16 protein-coding genes and 1 pseudogene are annotated in these 17,057 nt (G+C 66.8%); 7 read left to right on the forward strand and 10 right to left on the reverse strand.

Annotated features, from left to right (window positions below; translation table 11 throughout):
* The first annotated feature begins 3 nt into the window (after positions 1-3).
* The 4 genes from FB600_RS21425 (at position 4) to FB600_RS21440 (ending at position 3,392) form a co-directional block, all read left to right on the forward strand.
* On the forward strand, positions 4-1,278 hold the full coding sequence (locus FB600_RS21425) for a zinc-ribbon and DUF3426 domain-containing protein (protein ID WP_096749771.1): 1,275 nt from the start codon (positions 4-6) through the stop codon (positions 1,276-1,278).
* 76 nt (positions 1,279-1,354) lie between these two features.
* On the forward strand, positions 1,355-1,858 hold the full coding sequence (tpx, locus tag FB600_RS21430; RefSeq protein WP_096749772.1) for a thiol peroxidase: 504 nt from the start codon (positions 1,355-1,357) through the stop codon (positions 1,856-1,858).
* A gap of 96 nt (positions 1,859-1,954) precedes the next feature.
* Positions 1,955-2,893, forward strand: coding sequence for a carbohydrate kinase family protein (locus FB600_RS21435; protein WP_013696588.1), 939 nt, complete (start codon positions 1,955-1,957; stop codon positions 2,891-2,893).
* A 22-nt stretch (positions 2,894-2,915) separates the two neighbouring features.
* Positions 2,916-3,392, forward strand: coding sequence for a glycine zipper 2TM domain-containing protein (locus FB600_RS21440; protein ID WP_013696587.1), 477 nt, complete (start codon positions 2,916-2,918; stop codon positions 3,390-3,392).
* Between the two features lie 239 nt (positions 3,393-3,631).
* On the opposite strand, the gene FB600_RS21445 is transcribed toward FB600_RS21440, so the two are convergent.
* From FB600_RS21445 to FB600_RS21480, 8 genes and pseudogenes are all read right to left on the reverse strand, one after another.
* Positions 3,632-4,237 (reverse strand): histone H1-like DNA-binding protein, encoded by a 606-nt coding sequence (locus tag FB600_RS21445; RefSeq protein ID WP_013696586.1) that lies wholly within the window; start codon positions 4,235-4,237, stop codon positions 3,632-3,634.
* A 28-nt stretch (positions 4,238-4,265) separates the two neighbouring features.
* Positions 4,266-4,593: pseudogene (locus tag FB600_RS37780) on the reverse strand (hypothetical protein).
* Between the two features lie 76 nt (positions 4,594-4,669).
* Entirely contained in the window at positions 4,670-5,893 is a 1,224-nt protein-coding gene (locus FB600_RS21455; protein ID WP_036038894.1) for a ribonucleotide-diphosphate reductase subunit beta, read from the reverse strand.
* A 63-nt stretch (positions 5,894-5,956) separates the two neighbouring features.
* The gene (locus tag FB600_RS21460) at positions 5,957-6,202 is read right to left on the reverse strand and encodes a hypothetical protein (protein ID WP_138110621.1); all 246 of its coding nucleotides are present in this window, start codon (positions 6,200-6,202) and stop codon (positions 5,957-5,959) included.
* A 46-nt stretch (positions 6,203-6,248) separates the two neighbouring features.
* Positions 6,249-9,230, reverse strand: coding sequence for a ribonucleoside-diphosphate reductase subunit alpha (locus FB600_RS21465; RefSeq protein ID WP_145757328.1), 2,982 nt, complete (start codon positions 9,228-9,230; stop codon positions 6,249-6,251).
* Between the two features lie 461 nt (positions 9,231-9,691).
* Entirely contained in the window at positions 9,692-10,276 is a 585-nt protein-coding gene (ampD, locus tag FB600_RS21470) for a 1,6-anhydro-N-acetylmuramyl-L-alanine amidase AmpD (protein ID WP_013696582.1), read from the reverse strand.
* On the reverse strand, positions 10,273-10,593 hold the full coding sequence (locus tag FB600_RS21475; protein ID WP_013696581.1) for a PP0621 family protein: 321 nt from the start codon (positions 10,591-10,593) through the stop codon (positions 10,273-10,275). Before FB600_RS21475 ends, ampD begins: the two co-directional genes overlap by 4 nt.
* A 13-nt stretch (positions 10,594-10,606) precedes the next feature.
* On the reverse strand, positions 10,607-11,509 hold the full coding sequence (locus tag FB600_RS21480; RefSeq protein WP_013696580.1) for an inner membrane protein YpjD: 903 nt from the start codon (positions 11,507-11,509) through the stop codon (positions 10,607-10,609).
* An 87-nt stretch (positions 11,510-11,596) separates the two neighbouring features.
* On the opposite strand from FB600_RS21480, the gene ffh reads away from it, so the two are divergent.
* Positions 11,597-12,964: a signal recognition particle protein gene (ffh, locus tag FB600_RS21485; RefSeq protein ID WP_025096834.1), complete on the forward strand. Its 1,368-nt coding sequence runs from the start codon at positions 11,597-11,599 to the stop codon at positions 12,962-12,964.
* Positions 12,965-13,106: 142 nt separating this feature from the next.
* The gene (locus FB600_RS21490; RefSeq protein ID WP_013696578.1) at positions 13,107-13,658 is read left to right on the forward strand and encodes a hypoxanthine-guanine phosphoribosyltransferase; all 552 of its coding nucleotides are present in this window, start codon (positions 13,107-13,109) and stop codon (positions 13,656-13,658) included.
* 100 nt (positions 13,659-13,758) lie between these two features.
* On the opposite strand, the gene FB600_RS21495 is transcribed toward FB600_RS21490, so the two are convergent.
* The gene (locus tag FB600_RS21495; RefSeq protein ID WP_013696577.1) at positions 13,759-14,358 is read right to left on the reverse strand and encodes a MarC family protein; all 600 of its coding nucleotides are present in this window, start codon (positions 14,356-14,358) and stop codon (positions 13,759-13,761) included.
* Positions 14,359-14,399: 41 nt separating this feature from the next.
* Positions 14,400-16,136 (reverse strand): proline--tRNA ligase, encoded by a 1,737-nt coding sequence (locus FB600_RS21500; protein ID WP_096749773.1) that lies wholly within the window; start codon positions 16,134-16,136, stop codon positions 14,400-14,402.
* 231 nt (positions 16,137-16,367) lie between these two features.
* Between FB600_RS21500 and FB600_RS21510 the strand changes: the two genes are divergently transcribed.
* On the forward strand, positions 16,368-17,003 hold the full coding sequence (locus tag FB600_RS21510; RefSeq protein WP_013696575.1) for an RNA pyrophosphohydrolase: 636 nt from the start codon (positions 16,368-16,370) through the stop codon (positions 17,001-17,003).
* Positions 17,004-17,057 lie beyond the last annotated feature (54 nt).

Genomic DNA, 17,057 nt, shown 5'->3' on the forward strand with positions numbered 1-17,057 from the left:
ACCATGCCACTCGCGACGCGCTGCCCCCACTGTGAAACCGTCTTCCGGATTCAGCCGGAGCACCTGACGCTGCATGGCGGGCTCGCGCGTTGCGGACACTGCCAGCAGGTGTTCGACGCCGCGCACTCGCTGGTCGACCCCGATCCCGAGCTGGCCCCGGCCATCGTCGAAACCACGCCCGCCGCCGCGGGCACGCCGCCGCAACCACCGCGCGTGTTCTCGGCCACCGCGCCGCAAGCCACGCCCGCGCAGGCCGCCGACGGCAATTTCACGCCGGGCGCCTGGGACATGTGGGCGCCCTGGCTCGACGGCGGCATCGATCCCAGGCTACGCCACAACAGCGGCAATACCGACGCCACGCCGCTGGTGCCGATCGCGGCCGTGCCCGCGGGCGAGGTGCCGGCCAGCGAGGCGGGCCTGATGCGCGGCGCGCCGGCGGCCGGCCCCGCCGCGGCCGCGATCGACGATCCCGCCGGCCATGCCGAGGCGAACGCCGCCGCGCGCGCGACGCTCGCTCCCGCGCACACGGCCAGCGCCGCCGATATCGCCGCGCTGGTCGCCGCCCTGCCGCGCGACGCGGCCGAGCCCTCGCTGGGCGCGGCGCCCTCGCCCGTCGATACCGACCTGACCGAACCGCAAGCCGATGATGTCCGGGTCCACCTCGCGCCGCGCCGCGCCACGCCGCACGAGGCCGAACCCTTCGCCGCCGAACCGGAGGCGGACGGCCGCGTCCATTTCGCCATGACGCGCGAATCGCCCGCTGCCGCGCGCGGCAGCTTCGGCCGGCAGGTGCTGGGCGGTTTCCTCGCCGGCCTGCTGCTGGTCCTGTTCCTGGGCCAGTTGGCCTGGTGGCTGCGCGAGCCCTTGCTGGCGCGCTGGCCGGCCGCGCAACCGCTGTTCGCGCAGGCCTGCGCCACGCTCGGCTGCACCCTCGAGCCGCCGCGCGCGATCGACGGGCTGCGCCTGGGCGCCTCCGACCTGCGCCAGCTCGACGGGCCACGCGTGCTGGAACTGAAGGTACCGCTGTCGAATCACGCGAGCATCGCGCTGGCCTGGCCGTCGATCGAACTGACCCTGCTCGATGCCTCGAACCAGGTCGCCGCGCGCCGCGTGCTGCCGCCCGCCGACTACGTGCGCCCCGGCACGCCGCTCGGCGCGGGCCTGGCGGCCGGCGCCACCGAGACGCTGTTCGTGCGCATCGACACAGCGCCGGGCGCGGCCGACGGCGCGCCCGGCATCGCCGCCTCGAATTTCCGCGTACAGATTTTCTACCCGTAAGCGCACGGCGCGCCGCGAGAGGCGCGCCGGCCTCAACCTCGGCGTCCTCGCGACGCCCCCTCTTCGGAGTACGAATATGAGCAAAGTCACCCTGGGCGGCAACCCGATCGAGCTGGCCGGCAGCTTTCCGGCCGTCGGCTCGCAAGCCCCCGACTTCAAGCTGGTCGGCCAGGATCTCGGCGAGCTGACGCTGGCGAGCTTCGCCGGCAAGCGCAAGGTGCTGAACATCGTGCCGAGCCTGGACACGCCGACCTGCGCGACCTCGACGCGCAAGTTCAACGAAGCCGCCAGCAAGCTCGCCGACACGGCGGTGGTGGTGGTTTCGGGCGACCTGCCGTTCGCGGCCAAGCGCTTCTGCACCACCGAGGGCCTGGCCAACGTGTCGACCGCCTCGACCTTCCGCGGCGGCCGCGACTTCGCCAACGCCTATGGCGTCGACGTCACCAGCGGCCCGCTGAACGGCCTGACCGCGCGCGCGGTGGTGGTCATCGACGCGAACGACAAGGTCGTCTACACGGAACTCGTCGAAGAGATCAAGAACGAGCCGAACTACGAGGCCGCGCTTGCCGCGCTGAAGTAAGTTCTGCCACCGGATCCGGCCGTACGCGCGCCCTGCCTCGGCACGGCGCGCGTCACTCTCATCTGCAGCAGTCCCAACCACTGAACAGGAACGACCTTGGCTACGCTGATTTGCGGTTCGATCGCCTACGACAACATCATGACCTTCGAAGGGCGGTTCCGGGAGCACATCCTGCCCGATCAGGTTCACCTCATCAACCTGAGCTTCCTGGTGCCGACCATGCGCCGCGAGTTCGGCGGCTGCGCCGGCAACATCGGCTACGCCCTGCACGCGCTGGGCGGCGAGGCCCGCGTGATGGGCACGGTCGGCGCGATCGACGCGCAGCTCTATCTCGACCGCTTCGACTCGCTCGGCCTGTCGCGCCAGTTCGTACGCGTGGTGCCCGACACGCATTCGGCCCAGGCGATGATCACCACCGACCTGGACAACAACCAGATCGCCGCCTTCCACCCGGGCGCGATGATGCAGTCGCACCTGAACCACGCCGGCGAGGCGCAGGGCATCAAGCTCGCGATCGTCGGCCCGGACGGCTTCCAGGGCATGGTCCAGCACGTCGAGGAACTCGCCAAGGCCGGCGTGCCCTTCGTGTTCGATCCGGGCCAGGGCTTGCCGCTGTTCGACCGCGACACGCTGCGGCGCAGCATTGAACTTGCGACCTATCTGGCTGTCAACGATTACGAAGCCAAACTGGTGAGCGACAAGACGGGCTGGTCCGAAGACGAGATCGCGAGCCGGGTCCAGGCCCTGATCATCACGCGCGGCGAACATGGCGCCACGATTCGTCACCGCGACGGCACCGAGCAGATCCCGGTCGTGCAAGCCGAGAAGATCGTCGATCCGACCGGTTGCGGCGATGCCTTCCGCGGCGGCCTGCTGTACGGGATCGAGAAGGGACTGGACTGGGCGACCACCGGCCGCCTCGCGAGCCTGATGGGATCGATCAAGATCGCTCACTCGGGCCCGCAGACGTACACGCTGGGCCGCGCGGAAATCCTGTCCCGCTTCAAGACCGCGTTCGGCTACAGTATCGAATGAGATTTGTTGGAGAAAACCACACATGCTGACCAGGAAAACCCTCACGCTCGCCGCGATGATCACCGCCTCGGTATCGCTCGCAGGCTGTTTCACGCCGCCGGGTTCCGCCGATGTCTATAGCGCCAGCCAGGCGCAGCGCGAACAGACGGTGCGCCTCGGCACCATCGAGAGTGTGCGCGCGGTGCGCATCGAGAGCGATACCGGCGCCGGCTCGACACTCGGCACGCTCGGTGGCGGCGCGCTCGGTGCCGTGGCCGGCAGCGCGATCGGCGGCGGCAAGGGCTCGATCCTGACCGCGATCGCCGGCGGCCTCGCCGGCGCGGTCGCAGGCAACGCGATCGGCCAGGGCATGAGTTCGGCCAACGGTGTGGAAATCACCGTGCGCCTCGATAACGGCGATCTGCGCTCGATCACGCAGGCCGCCACGCCGGAAGTGTTCCGTGCAGGCGATCGCGTCCGACTGCTGTCGAGCGGCGGCGTGACTCGCGTCACGCACTGAGCGAGGAGACCTCAGCGCGCGGCGACAGCCGCGATATCCAGCGCATACGCGATTCGTTTCGCGTATGCGTTTTTTTATGCGCGCGCGAAACCGGCGCCGTACTGAATGGCGAAGGCCTCCCCGGGAAACACGCATAAAAAAATCCCGCCACCGGAAACCGGTAACGGGATTCGAGCGGGCCGAGGCATCGACCCGATACTGCATGACTACGGCTTGTGTCGTATCGACGCGAAGGTCGATTACGGACGGCTGCCGGTCGGGAACGGCCAGGCCGCTGCCGGGTTCAGCGCGGTCTTCGCGCCCGAAGCCGGAGCCACCGATGCCGTTGCGGTCGTCGTCGCCGGAGCAGCGGCGGCCTTCTTCGCAGCAGCCTTCTTGGCAGGGGCAGCCTTCTTGGCGGGCGCGGCCTTCTTCGCCGGCGCAGCCTTCTTGGCAGCAGCCTTCTTCGCCGGCGCGGCCTTCTTCGCGGCAACCTTCTTCACCGCTGCCTTCTTCGCCGGTGCTGCCTTCTTGGCGGCAACCTTCTTGACCGCAACCTTCTTCGCTGCGGCCTTCTTGGCTGCCGGCGCCTTCTTGGCGGCGACCTTCTTCACCGCTGCCTTCTTGGCCGGTGCTGCCTTCTTCGCGGCAACCTTCTTCACCGCGACCTTCTTCGCTGCAACCTTCTTCGCAGCAGCCTTCTTGGCCGGTGCTGCCTTCTTCGCAGCAACCTTCTTCACTGCGACCTTCTTCGCCGCGACCTTCTTCACGGCTGCCTTCTTCGCCGGTGCAGCCTTCTTCGCGACCGGTGCGGCCTTCTTCGCTGCTGCCTTCTTGGCAGCCGGTTTCTTCTTGGCAGTTGCCATCATTTTCTCCTTCAGGTTCAGATGAGAGTCAGTTCAAACTACACCCTTCGTCAAAACCCGTTTCTCGCGGACGTGTGTTCAGAACGCGCGCTACGAAGCGGGCTATTCATCGGCGTACGCTTCGCAATCGCGCTTACGCTAATGAATACGGTAAGGCGCGCCGTGCCCTGCGGCACCGCGCGCCAGATCAAGTCGGCAGCCGGCGCGCCTCGCGCCGTCGCCCCGAATCGCTTGATAAAGGCGGGAGGCCCCTGGCCTGCCGCCTTTTCCGGAGGGAAGTTTGCCCATCCCACTGAAGGGTTCGCAAAGTGCCTGTCATGTCTGTGCGCCGCACCGGCGCAGGCCATCCTTTGCATCAGGCGTTCTTGCTCCTAAACCTTGGGCCGGGCTCGCGCCCGGCGGATACATCCTTGCTCGCGATGTCGCGCCCGGTCATTCCCAGGACAGCGCGCCGCCCGTCTGATACTCGATCACGCGCGTCTCGAAGAAGTTCCGCTCCTTCTTCAAATCGATCATCTCGCTCATCCACGGGAACGGGTTTTCCTCGTTCGGGAACAGCGCGTCGAGACCGATCTGCTGACAGCGGCGATTCGCGATGAAGCGCAGGTAGCTCTTGAACATCGAGGCATTCAGGCCGAGCACGCCACGCGGCATGGTGTCTTCGGCGTAACGGTATTCAAGCTCGACCGCGTGCTTGAACAGTTCGCGGATCTCGGCACGGAATTCCGGCGTCCACAGATGCGGGTTCTCGAGCTTGATCTGGTTGATCAGGTCGATGCCGAAATTGCAGTGCATCGACTCGTCGCGCAGGATGTACTGATACTGTTCCGCCGCGCCCGTCATCTTGTTCTGGCGGCCGAGCGCGAGAATCTGCGTGAAGCCGACGTAGAAGAACAGGCCTTCCATGATGCAGGCGAACACGATCAGCGACTTCAGCAACTTCTGGTCCGCTTCCGGCGTACCCGTCACGAACGCCGGATCGGTCAGCGTGTGGATGAACGGGATCAGGAATTCGTCCTTGTCGCGGATCGAGGTGATCTCGTGGTACGCGTTGAACATCTCGCCTTCGTCCAGGCCGAGCGATTCGACGATGTACTGATAGGCATGGGTGTGGATCGCTTCCTCGAAGGCCTGGCGCAGCAGGAACTGCCGGCACTCGGGCGCCGTGATGTGGCGGTAGGTGCCCAGCACGATGTTGTTGGCGGCCAGCGAGTCGGCGGTCACGAAGAAACCGAGGTTGCGCTTGACGATCCGGCGTTCGTCCTCGGTGAGGCCGTTCGGATCCTTCCACAGCGCGATGTCGCGGGACATGTTGATTTCCTGCGGCATCCAGTGGTTCGCGCAGCCCGCCAGATACTTCTCCCACGCCCACTTGTATTTGAACGGCACCAACTGATTGACGTCGGTCTTGCCGTTGATGATGCGCTTGTCGGCGATATTGACTCGCTCCTGCGAGCCGGCCGCACTCGCTTGCGCCGGTGCATACGGAGCGACCGCGAGGTCGCCCTGGAAAATGTCGCGCACCGAAGGAGCCTGATGAGCGGCAGACGCTGCGGCCTGCACACCGACGGCCATTCCGGCGGGGGAGCGCATCGTGTTTTGCTGCGCTCCGCTCGCGGGAGTTACGGCCGCCTTCTCGTCATCCCAGTTGAGCATAAATTCTCACCATCAATTTAGAACGGTTTGTACCATCTTTTCCTGAGCGATAAAAGGGTTCGCTCACGAAAAATCCTGTTTTCGATTCGCGTTGCGACCTCGATACAACACTTTGCGAGGCGCGCGATCGATCGCGATGTGTGTATCGCGAGTGATGCCGTGTGTCCGGAAGATCGCGCGATGCGCGTCGACGTTGCGATCGAGCCGGCTCGATCTTCCTGTCGGGGGCGTTCGCGAACCCGTCGCCGGGTTCGCAAGATACGGATTCCTTATCCGTTTGTAGTCGAGGTCGGCGCGCAGTTCAACCATCGATGTCATCGCGCGCCGCCTTCGCTTCACTGCGTGATGCCGCGTGTTACTGGCAGGCCTCGCATTCCTCGAAGCCCGGGTCGCCCGGACGCATCGTGCAGACCGGGCCGTCGGCCTCGATCGGTGCGGCGCTGAGCGCGCCCGTCGGCGCCGCGCCGCCCGCTGCGCCGAAGCTGCCGGCGCCTTGCGCGCCGCCCGCCGAGCCGCCGCCCATGCCGCCGGAGCTCGGCACCGCGTTCAGCGCGCCGTGCGCCACCGTCGACTTCTCGACGTGGGTGGCCGCCATCGTGCGCAGGTAGTAGGTGGTCTTCAGGCCGCGCACCCAGGCGAGCTTGTAGATCTCGTCGAGCTTCTTGCCCGAGGCGCCCGCCATGAAGATGTTGAGCGACTGCGCCTGGTCGATCCACTTCTGGCGACGCGAAGCCGCCTCGACCAGCCACTTCGGGTCGACCTCGAAGGCGGTCGCGTAGATCGCGCGCAGGTCGGCCGGGATCCGGTCGATGCGCGAGAGCATGCCGTCGAAGTACTTCAGGTCGGCGACCATCACCTCGTCCCACAGGCCGCGCTCCTTCAGGTCGCGCACCAGGTACTCGTTGACCACCGTGAACTCGCCCGACAGGTTCGACTTCACGAACAGGTTCTGGAAGGTCGGCTCGATGCAGGGCGAGACGCCGATGATGTTCGAGATGGTGGCCGTCGGCGCGATCGCGATGCAGTTCGAGTTGCGCATGCCGTGGACCGAAATCCGGCCGCGCAGCGAGGTCCAGTCGAGCGATTCGCTCATGTCGACCTCGACGTAGCCGCCGCGCGCCTCTTCCAGCAGCTTCAGGGTGTCCTGCGGGAGGATGCCGCGATCCCACAGCGAGCCGTTGTAGCTCGAGTAGCGGCCGCGCTCCTCGGCCAGCTCGGTCGACGCCCAGTAGGCGTAGTAGCAGACCGCTTCCATCGAGCGATCGGCGAACTCGACCGCCGCGTCCGACGAAAACGGCGTGCGCAGCAGGTGCAGGCAGTCCTGGAAGCCCATGATGCCCAGGCCGACCGGACGGTGCTTGAGGTTCGAGTTACGTGCCTTGGCGACCGCGTAGTAGTTGATGTCGATGACGTTGTCGAGCATGCGCATCGCCACGCTCACGGTGCGCTTGAGCTTGTCGTGGTCGAGCGCGTAGCTGCCGTCCGCCTGCTTGGCGAGGTGAGCGACCAAGTTGACCGAACCCAGGTTGCAGACCGCGATTTCCGAGTCGCTGGTGTTGAGCGTGATTTCCGTGCAGAGGTTCGACGAGTGGACCACGCCGACGTGCTGCTGCGGGGAACGGATATTGCAGGGATCCTTGAACGTGATCCACGGATGACCGGTCTCGAACAGCATGCCGAGCATCTTGCGCCAGAGTTGCGCCGCCGGGATCTTCTTGAACAGCTTCAGCTCGCCGCGCGCCACCTTCTCCTCGTAGCCGAGGTAGGCCGCCTCGAACTCGGCGCCGAACTTGTCGTGCAGGTCCGGGCAGGTCGAGGGCGAGAACAGCGTCCAGTCGCCGCCTTCCATGACACGCTTCATGAACAGGTCGGGAATCCAGTTCGCCGTGTTCATGTCGTGGGTGCGGCGGCGGTCGTCGCCGGTGTTCTTGCGCAGCTCGAGGAATTCCTCGATGTCGAGGTGCCAGGATTCCAGGTACGCGCAGACCGCGCCCTTGCGCTTGCCGCCCTGGTTCACGGCCACCGCCGTGTCGTTGACCACCTTCAGGAACGGCACCACGCCCTGCGACTTGCCGTTCGTGCCCTTGATGTGCGAGCCCAGCGCGCGCACGCGCGTCCAGTCGTTGCCCAGGCCGCCCGCGAACTTCGAGAGCAGCGCGTTTTCCTTCAGCGCTTCATAAATGCCGTCGAGGTCGTCGGCGACCGTGGTCAGGTAGCACGACGAGAGCTGCGAGCGGCGCGTGCCCGAGTTGAACAGGGTCGGCGTCGAGCTCATGAAGTCGAAGCTCGACAGCACATTGTAAAACTCGATCGCGCGCGCTTCGCGGTCGATCTCGTTGAGCGCCAGGCCCATCGCCACGCGCATGTAGAACGCCTGGGGCATCTCGATGCGGGTGCCTTCGACGTGCAGGAAGTAGCGGTCGTACAGCGTCTGCAGGCCGAGGTAGCCGAACTGCAGGTCGCGGCTCGCGTCGAGCGCCTCGCCCAGGCGCACCAGATCGAACTGCAGCAGCTTGTCGTCGAGCAGCTCGGCTTCGACGCCGCGCTTGAGGAACTGCGGGAAGTATTCCGCGTAGCGTGCCTGCATCTCGCCCTGCGCGACTTCCTCGCCGAGGATCTCGCGGCGGATCGTGTGCAGCAGGATGCGTGCCGTCACCTGGCTGTACGCCGGGTCCTTCTCGATCATGGTGCGCGCGGCCAGGATGGCCGAATCGTAGACCTGGCTCAGCGGCACACCGTCGTACAGGTTCTTCACCGTCTCGGCGACGATCGGATCGGGATGGACGGCGCTGCCCAGGCCCTCGCAGGCGGCGGCGACCAGGCCGTGCAGCGCCTTCATGTCGAGCGGGCGGCTCACGCCCTTGTCGGTCACGGTCAGGCCCGAGCTGCCGGCCGGCGTCTCGACCGGCGCGTCGCTATGGGCGCGCTCGAGGTGACGCTTCTCGCGGTACAGCACGTAGGCGCGCGCGACGTTGTGCTCGCCGCCGCGCATCAGGGCGAGCTCGACCTGATCCTGGATGTCCTCGATATGGAAGGTGCCGCCGTTCGGGCGGCTGCGCAGCAGCGCGCGCACGACGCTCTGCGTCAGTTGCTCGACGAGCTCGCGCACCCGAGCCGACGCGGCGCCCTGGCCGCCGTTGACCGCGAGGAAGGCCTTGGTGACGGCGATCGCGATCTTCGAGGGCTCGAACGCCACCACGCTGCCGTTGCGGCGGATCACCTTGTAGTCGGCGAACGTCGCCTGCGGCGCGAGCGCGGGCGCGCTCTGCGAAGCCGTGCCAAGAGGGCGGCTCTGGGCGCTCTCGAATTGGGACGTCCCGGTGTCGGTCGTTTGCATGTGCAAAGCTCCTGGTGCTGGATGGTGCGGAGGGATCCGCGGATTTGAACGATTAACGCGCAGTGCGGGGCGCGGGCAGCAGAACGCAAAAGCGGCATGGGCCGCGCGATACCGAGAAGTCGACGTCTGTTTTCGTCATGCGTATCGCGCCCCCTTGCCGCCTGTGTCTGCGCTGTCGCGGCGTGCCGTGCCTGGACGGACGCCGCGCTGAGAATTCCTCCGGCATTCGCTGCCGGCTGGAGCGGATCGCCCTGGTGGTGCCCGCTCTCTTAACACTATATCTAGTGAGAAACCCTTCAACTGGCACCAAGTATAGTGGACGATCGAACGATCTCAAAATGGAAAATTCGACAGAAATTGCGCCCTTCCCGCTTGACATCGAGCGAGTGCAGACGGGGATTGGGATCGGCCCCGATCGCGCTGCGGCGCGTCAGTGCGACGCGCGCGGGAAGACCCCGCGCTTAACGAAGGTAAGGAAACGATGCGCTCGAAAGTCCGGCATCGCTCGCGTAGCGTTGCCAATCGAAGCAAGGGCCGGGATCGGTCTTGCGGCCCGGCGCGATGTCGGCGTGGCCGGCAATCGCCTCGATCGGATAGCGCGCCGCCAGCGCGCGCGTGAGCGTGGCCAGCGTCGCGTACTGGGTCGCCTCGAAGGGGCGCTCGTCGGTGCCCTCGAGCTCGACGCCGATCGAGAAATCGTTGCAGCGCTCGCGGCCGAGGAAGTTCGACGGGCCGGCATGCCAGGCACGCGCGTCGCAGGACACGAACTGCACCAGCTCGCCGTCGCGGCGGATCAGGAAGTGGGCCGAGACATGCAGGCCGCGCAGGTTCGCGTCGAACCACGGATGCGCGTCGCAGTCGAGCCGGTTCTGGAACAGCGCCTCGATCGCGTCGCCGCCGAATTCGCCGGGCGGCAGGCTGATATTGTGCACCACCAGCAGGGTGGGCGGCACGCCGTGCGCGGGCCGCGCCTCGTGGTTCGGCGAGGGTGCGTGGCGCGCGCCGCTCACCCAGCCGTCGGCGCCGACCCGCAGCGTGTCGCTCACGACGCGTCGCGGCCGGCCGAGCTGGTCTGGCGCGCCGCGTGCTCGGGACAGCAGAAGTACTCGCCGGCCGCCGCGATCGCCTCGCCCTTGGGCGTGTGGACGCCGCACACGGCGCAGCGCACCATCGGCTCGGGCAGCGAGGCGGGCCGCCCGGCCGCAGGCTGCGCGCCGCCACCGAAGCCTGGCCCGCCGGCACCGCGTGCCGAGGAGCCGGCGGCGGCGCCGTCGCGCCCGGTGCGCTCCTGCGCCTGGCGCAGCTTGCGCGCGAGCCAGGAACCGGCGAAGAACAGGAGGATCAGCAGAAGAAGGTTACGCATCGGAATCAGGCCATCAGACCACGGAACGGTGCAGCAGCACCTCAAGCACGAAGCGGCTGCCGACATAGGCGAGCAACAGCGCGCCGAACGAGGCGAGCACCCAGCGCGCGGCACCGCGTCCGCGCCAGCCGGACAGCCGGCGCGCGACGAGGATACCGCCGAACATGAACCACGAGAGGATCGCGAACACCGTCTTGTGGTCGAAGCGCAGCGCGCGCGCGTCGACCTGCTCGCTGAACAGGATGCCCGAGGCGAGCGTCAGCGTGAGCAGGACGAAGCCGGCGCCGATCAGGCGGAACAGCAGCTTCTCGAGCGTGAGCAGCGGCGGCAGCGTCTCCAGCCAGCCGGCCAGGAAACCCGCCGACTCGATCCGGCTGCCCTGGCGCAGCGCGTGCAGGCGACGCTCCACCATCAGCATCAGCACCGCGTGCAGGGCCGCGATCGCGAACAATCCATAGGCGATGTTGGCGATCAGGAAGTGCATCTTGAACAATGGCGCGGCCGCATAGGGCAGCACGCGCACGCCGCCGAAGCCGAGCGGCAGCAGCGAGGCCACGCAGGCCAGCGGCAGCACCAAGAGGCGCAGGCTGTCGAGCGGGAAGAAGAAGCTCTCGATCCAGTAGATGCCGGCACCGAGCCAGAACATCGCCGAGAGCGCGAACGCGAAGCCGAACAGCATCGCGTCGTGCGGGAAGATGGTGGCGTGCAGCAGCACGCCGTGCGAGACCAGGGCCGCGAACAGCAGCGCGCGGCCGGTTCCGCTCACCCCGGACGCAGCGGACGGACGCGTCTCGCGCGGCACGGCCGGCACGCTCGCGACCAGCGGCTGCGCCAGGCCGGAACGGTGCGCCCGCCATCCCGCGACGGACAGGCCGCCGTACAGGAGCGCGGTGAGGGCATACAGTACAATATCCATGTTCGAAGTTTACACTAGGCCCCTCGCCTGCGACGGCTGTCAATATAGCCGACGCGCGCCTTCGGGCCCCACTGTCCATCGCTCCCCATGCTCGACAATCTCACCCAACGGATGGCGCACGTCGTCAAGACGCTGCGCGGCGAAGCCCGTCTCACCGAGGCGAACACGCAGGAAATGCTGCGCGAGGTCCGGCTCGCGCTGCTCGAGGCCGACGTCGCGCTGCCCGTGGTCCGCGAATTCATCGCCAAGGTCAAGGAGAAGGCGCTCGGCGAGGAGGTGCTCAGCAGCCTGTCGCCGGGCCAGGCGCTGGTCGCCGTGGTGCAGAAGGAACTGACCGCCGTGATCGGCGGCGACTACGAGGGCAAGGCCGCCGAGCTGAACCTGGCCGTCACGCCGCCGGCCGTCATCCTGATGGCGGGCCTGCAGGGCGCGGGCAAGACCACCACGGTCGGCAAGCTCGCCAAGCTGCTGCGCGACAAGCAGAAGAAGAAGGTGCTGACGGTGTCCTGCGACGTCTACCGTCCCGCCGCGATCGCCCAGCTCAAAACGGTGAGCGAACAGGTCGGCGCCGACTTCTTCGCCTCCACCCCGGACCAGAAGCCGGTCGAGATCGCGCGCGCCGCGCTCGACTGGGCCAAGCGCCACTACCACGACGTACTGATAGTCGACACGGCCGGCCGCCTCGGTATCGACGAGGCGATGATGAAGGAGATCGCCGAGCTGCACGCGGCGATCAACCCGGCCGAAACGCTGTTCGTGGTCGACGCGATGCTGGGTCAGGATGCCGTCAACACCGCCAAGGCCTTCAACGACGCCCTGCCGCTCACCGGCGTGGTGCTCACCAAGCTCGACGGCGATTCGCGCGGCGGCGCGGCGCTGTCGGTGCGCCACATCACCGGCAAGCCGATCAAGTTCGTCGGCGTGGCCGAGAAGCTCGACGGTCTCGAGGTGTTCCACCCGGACCGGATGGCGAACCGGATCCTCGGCATGGGCGACATCCTCGCCCTGGTCGAGGAGGCGCAGCGCGGCGTCGACATGAAGGCCGCGCAGAAGCTCGCCGACAAGGTCAAGAAGGGCGGCGATTTCGACCTCAACGATTTCCGCGCGCAGATCTCGCAGATGAAGAACATGGGCGGGCTGTCCTCGCTGATGGACAAGCTGCCGGCGCAGTTCCAGCAGGCCGCGGCCGGCGCCAACATGGGCCAGGCCGAGAAGCAGATCCGCCGCATGGAGGGCATCATCAACTCGATGACGCCGGCCGAGCGCGCCAAGCCCGAGCTGATCAAGGCCACCCGCAAGCGCCGCATCGCCGCCGGCGCCGGCGTGCCGGTGCAGGAGGTCAACCGGATGCTGAACCAGTACGACCAGATGCGCACCATGATGAAGAAGCTCAAGGGCGGCAACATGCAGAAGATGATGCGCGGCCTGAAGGGCATGATGCCGGGCCTGCGCTGATACTTTCCCGCCCCCACGCGGCGCGATGCGCGGTATATCCTATTAGCGCATCGCCCGCCGGCCCGAGCGCGGGCCGCCCCGGACGGCCCGCATGCGACCCCGCCGGGCCGTTTCCGATTTTTCCGATCGCACCTCAGAACACATGAACCGCGAAGAAGCTCTCCAGATATTCCAACACTCCGAACAGATCGTCTCCGCCGACGAGGTCAACGCGTCGATCGACCGGATGGCTTCGGCGATCCGCGCCGAGATCGGCGACGCGTTCCCGCTCGTGCTGTCGGTGATGGGCGGCGCGGCCGTGTTCACGGGCATGCTGCTGCCCCATCTCGACTTCCCGCTCGAGTTCGACTACATCCACCTGACGCGCTACCGCAACACCACCCAGGGCAGCCCCGAGATGCACTGGCGCGTAGCGCCGCGCGAATCGGTGAAGGACCGCATCGTGATCGTGCTCGACGACATCCTCGACGAGGGCGAGACCATGGCAGCGATCCGCGACCGGATCCTCGACATGGGCGCCAAGCGCTTCCTGTCGGCGGTGCTCTGCGAGAAGACGCTGGCCAAGGCCAAGCCGCTGCATCCCGATTTCTGCGGTTTCTCGGTGCCGGATCGCTACGTGTTCGGCTGCGGGATGGACGCCAAGGGCTACTGGCGCAACCTGCCGACGATCCGCGCGCTGACCGCCCAGTTCTGAGCGGCGCGCAGGCGCCTCGCGCCGCAAAACGAAACGGCTCGCGTTTTCACGCGAGCCGTTTTTCATTCCAGGCGCAACCGCGACGCGCCTCGGGCGCGATCTACAACTGGTGCACGAAGGCGCGGATGCCGGCCAGGATCATCTCCACCGAAATCGCCACCAGCACCAGCCCCATCAGCCGCTCGAAGGCCATCACGGTGCGCTCGCCCAGCCAGCGCTGGATGCGCTCGGCCAGCACCAGCACGATCGCGCAGACCAGCATCGTCACCGTCAGCGCGCCGACCCACTCCATGGTCTTGCCGGGCGCCTGCGAGGTCAGCAGCATCACGGTGGCCAGCGCCGAGGGGCCGGCCAGGGCGGGAATCGCGAGCGGCACGATGAAGGGCTCGGCGCCGCGCGGATCATTGCCGAAGGCGCCGTCCGGATGCGGGAAGATCATCCGCAGCGCGATCAGGAACAGCACGATCCCGCCGCCGATGCGCAGGGACAGGTCGGTCAGGCTCATCATCCGCAGGAAGCGGTCGCCGACCACCATGAACAGCAGCAGGATGGTGAAGGCGATCGCGATCTCGCGCAGGATCACGCGCACGCGGCGCGGCCCCGGCACATGACGCAGCGCGGCGATGAACAGCGGGATATTGCCGAGCGGATCCGTGATCAGGATCAGCAGCACCGTCGCGGACACGAAGTTGTATTCCATGTTTGACTCCGGCTGCGCGCCGCGACGGCGCGGGCGCCGCTTCAGCGCGCGAGCGCCTCGCGGACCTTCTCGATGACGGTCAGGGCGGCGCCTTCGGCCGGCAACAGGCTGGCTTCGGTATCGCGGCGGCCCTGGTACTCGATCTTGCCGTCCTTCAGGCCGCGCTCGCCGATCACCAGGCGATGCGGCACGCCGATCAGCTCCCAGTCGGCGAACATCACGCCCGGGCGCTCGCCGCGATCGTCGAGGATCACGTCGATGCCGGCCGCGAGCAGGTCCGCGTGGAGCTGGTCGGCGGCATTGCGCACCGCCTCGCTGCGGTCATAGCCCATCGGGCAGAGCACCACCTCGAACGGCGCGATCGATTCGGGCCAGATGATGCCCTTGTCGTCGAAGTTCTGTTCGATCGCGGCGCCGAGGATCCGCGTGATGCCGATCCCGTAGCAGCCCATCTCCATCGGCTGGGGCTTGCCGCCCTCGTCGAGGAAGGTCGAGCCCATCGCCTTCGAATACTTGGTGCCGAGCTGGAACACGTGGCCGACCTCGATGCCGCGGCAGATGTCGAGCACGCCCTTGCCGTCCGGCGAGGGATCGCCCTTCTGCACGTTGCGCAGGTCGGCGACTTCCGGTTCCGGCAGGTCGCGGCCCCAGTTCACGCCGGCGATGTGGTAATCGACCTCGTTGGCACCGACCACGAAATCGCTCATGTTGGCGACCGTGCGATCGGCGATCACCTTGACCGGCTTCCGGGTACCGATCGGGCCCAGGTAACCCGGCGGCGTGCCGAACCATTCGACGATCTCGGCTTCGGTCGCCATCCGGTAGCCGGCCAGGCCCGGCAGCCTGGAGGCCTTGATCTCGTTGAGATCGTGGTCGCCGCGCAGCATCAGCAGCCAAATGGTGGGCTCGGCGCCCTCGTTCTCGGTGGCGACGACGATCGACTTGATGGTGCGTGCCAGGGGGATGTCGAGCAGCTCGGCGACCGCCTCGCACTTGGCCTTGCCGGGCGTGGCGACCTTGGCCATCGCCTCGGCCGGCGCCGCGCGGCTGGCGATCAGCGGCAACGCCTCGGCGGCCTCGACGTTGGCGGCGAACTCCGAGCTCGGGCAGTAGGCGATCGCGTCCTCGCCGGTGTCGGCGATCACGTGGAACTCATGCGAGCCGCTGCCGCCGATCGAGCCGTTGTCGGCCGCCACCGCGCGGAACTCCAGGCCGATGCGCGTGAACACGCGCACATAGGCGTCGTACATCTTGCGATACGACTCCTTGAGGCCGGCCTGGTCCTTGTCGAAGGAATAGGCGTCCTTCATGATGAATTCGCGCCCGCGCATCACGCCGAAGCGCGGACGGATCTCGTCGCGGAACTTGGTCTGGATCTGGTAGAAGTTCACCGGCATCTGCCGGTAGCTCTTGATCTGGTTGCGCGCGATGTCGGTGACCACTTCCTCGTGCGTCGGCCCGATCACGAAGTCGTTGTCCTTGCGGTCCTTGATACGCAGCAGCTCGGGGCCGTATTGCTCCCAGCGCCCCGATTCCTGCCAGAGCTCGGCCGGCTGCACCGCCGGCATCAGCAGTTCGATCGCGCCCGCCCGGTTCATCTCCTCGCGCACGATCGCCTCGACCTTGCGGATCGAGCGCAGGCCGATCGGCAGATAGTTGTAGATGCCGCCGGCGACGCGGCGAATCATGCCGGCGCGCACCATCAGCTTGTGGCTGACGATCTCGGCGTCGGCGGGAGCTTCCTTCAGGGTGCCGATAAAGAAACGGGAGGCTTTCATGCGGACAGTTCCAGAAACGACGGCCCAATCCGGGCCGCCAGAAAAAGACGAAATGGGGTGGATGATCATGCGCGACGAGCGACCAGCAGGCGCTTGCGGCACAGACGACTTAGCAGACTAATCAGGGACAGTGTAGCTGACGCAGCTCGCCGAGATTCGGTCCGTTGCGGTGCGCGGCGCCCGTTATCTGTTTATAATCAAAGCAATTTTAAAGGATTCGAAGGTGGTTGTATGCTGGATCGTGAAGGCTTTCGCCCGAACGTCGGCATCATCCTGCTGAACGCGCACAATGAGGTGTTTTGGGGCAAACGGCTTCGTGAGCATTCCTGGCAATTTCCGCAAGGGGGCATCAAGTATGGTGAGACCCCGATGCAGGCGATGTTCCGGGAACTGCATGAGGAAACCGGCCTGCTCCCCGAGCACGTCAAGATCATCGGTCGCACGCGCGACTGGTTGCGTTACGAGGTGCCTGACAAGTTCATCAAGCGCGAAGTCCGCGGGCATTATCGCGGACAGAAGCAGATCTGGTTTCTGCTGCGGATGGTCGGACGCGACTGCGACATTTGTCTGCGTGCCACCGACCACCCGGAGTTCGACGCCTGGCGCTGGAACGAGTACTGGGTGCCGCTCGACGCGGTGATCGAGTTCAAGCGGGATGTGTATCAGTTGGCGTTGACGGAACTGTCGCGCTTCCTGCGCCGGCCGGCGCAGCGGCCCGACAGCAACAAGGTGCGCGCCCTGCGGGCGACGCGCTATCCTCGCGTGATCGGCTCCCAGCCGTTCGACGCTTCGCAGGTCTGTTCCGAAGTCGAGCCGGGCGCCAGCGCGCTCGACGAGACGCCGGGCGGTTTCCTGCTGCGCGACTGATCCCGGCCGACCGGGGTAGGAATCGAGGCATGTCCGGGCGCGGCAGCGTTTGCC

Source organism: Burkholderia sp. SJZ089 (assembly GCF_007828315.1).
In the GTDB taxonomy this organism is placed as follows: domain Bacteria; phylum Pseudomonadota; class Gammaproteobacteria; order Burkholderiales; family Burkholderiaceae; genus Burkholderia; species Burkholderia gladioli.

Bases quoted from the DNA above. Each gene is read 5' to 3' on its own strand.
- FB600_RS21455 (WP_036038894.1), bottom strand. From the start codon at position 5,893: ATGCTCAACTGGGATGACGAGAAGGCGGCCGTAACTCCCGCGAGCGGA.
- FB600_RS21425 (WP_096749771.1), top strand. From the start codon at position 4: ATGCCACTCGCGACGCGCTGCCCCCACTGTGAAACCGTCTTCCGGATT.
- FB600_RS21445 (WP_013696586.1), bottom strand. From the start codon at position 4,237: ATGGCAACTGCCAAGAAGAAACCGGCTGCCAAGAAGGCAGCAGCGAAG.
- FB600_RS21500 (WP_096749773.1), bottom strand. From the start codon at position 16,136: ATGAAAGCCTCCCGTTTCTTTATCGGCACCCTGAAGGAAGCTCCCGCC.
- FB600_RS21510 (WP_013696575.1), top strand. From the start codon at position 16,368: ATGCTGGATCGTGAAGGCTTTCGCCCGAACGTCGGCATCATCCTGCTG.
- FB600_RS21440 (WP_013696587.1), top strand. From the start codon at position 2,916: ATGCTGACCAGGAAAACCCTCACGCTCGCCGCGATGATCACCGCCTCG.
- FB600_RS21465 (WP_145757328.1), bottom strand. From the start codon at position 9,230: ATGCAAACGACCGACACCGGGACGTCCCAATTCGAGAGCGCCCAGAGC.
- tpx (WP_096749772.1), top strand. From the start codon at position 1,355: ATGAGCAAAGTCACCCTGGGCGGCAACCCGATCGAGCTGGCCGGCAGC.
- ffh (WP_025096834.1), top strand. From the start codon at position 11,597: ATGCTCGACAATCTCACCCAACGGATGGCGCACGTCGTCAAGACGCTG.
- FB600_RS21480 (WP_013696580.1), bottom strand. From the start codon at position 11,509: ATGGATATTGTACTGTATGCCCTCACCGCGCTCCTGTACGGCGGCCTG.
- FB600_RS21490 (WP_013696578.1), top strand. From the start codon at position 13,107: ATGAACCGCGAAGAAGCTCTCCAGATATTCCAACACTCCGAACAGATC.
- FB600_RS21475 (WP_013696581.1), bottom strand. From the start codon at position 10,593: ATGCGTAACCTTCTTCTGCTGATCCTCCTGTTCTTCGCCGGTTCCTGG.
- FB600_RS21460 (WP_138110621.1), bottom strand. From the start codon at position 6,202: ATGGTTGAACTGCGCGCCGACCTCGACTACAAACGGATAAGGAATCCG.
- FB600_RS21495 (WP_013696577.1), bottom strand. From the start codon at position 14,358: ATGGAATACAACTTCGTGTCCGCGACGGTGCTGCTGATCCTGATCACG.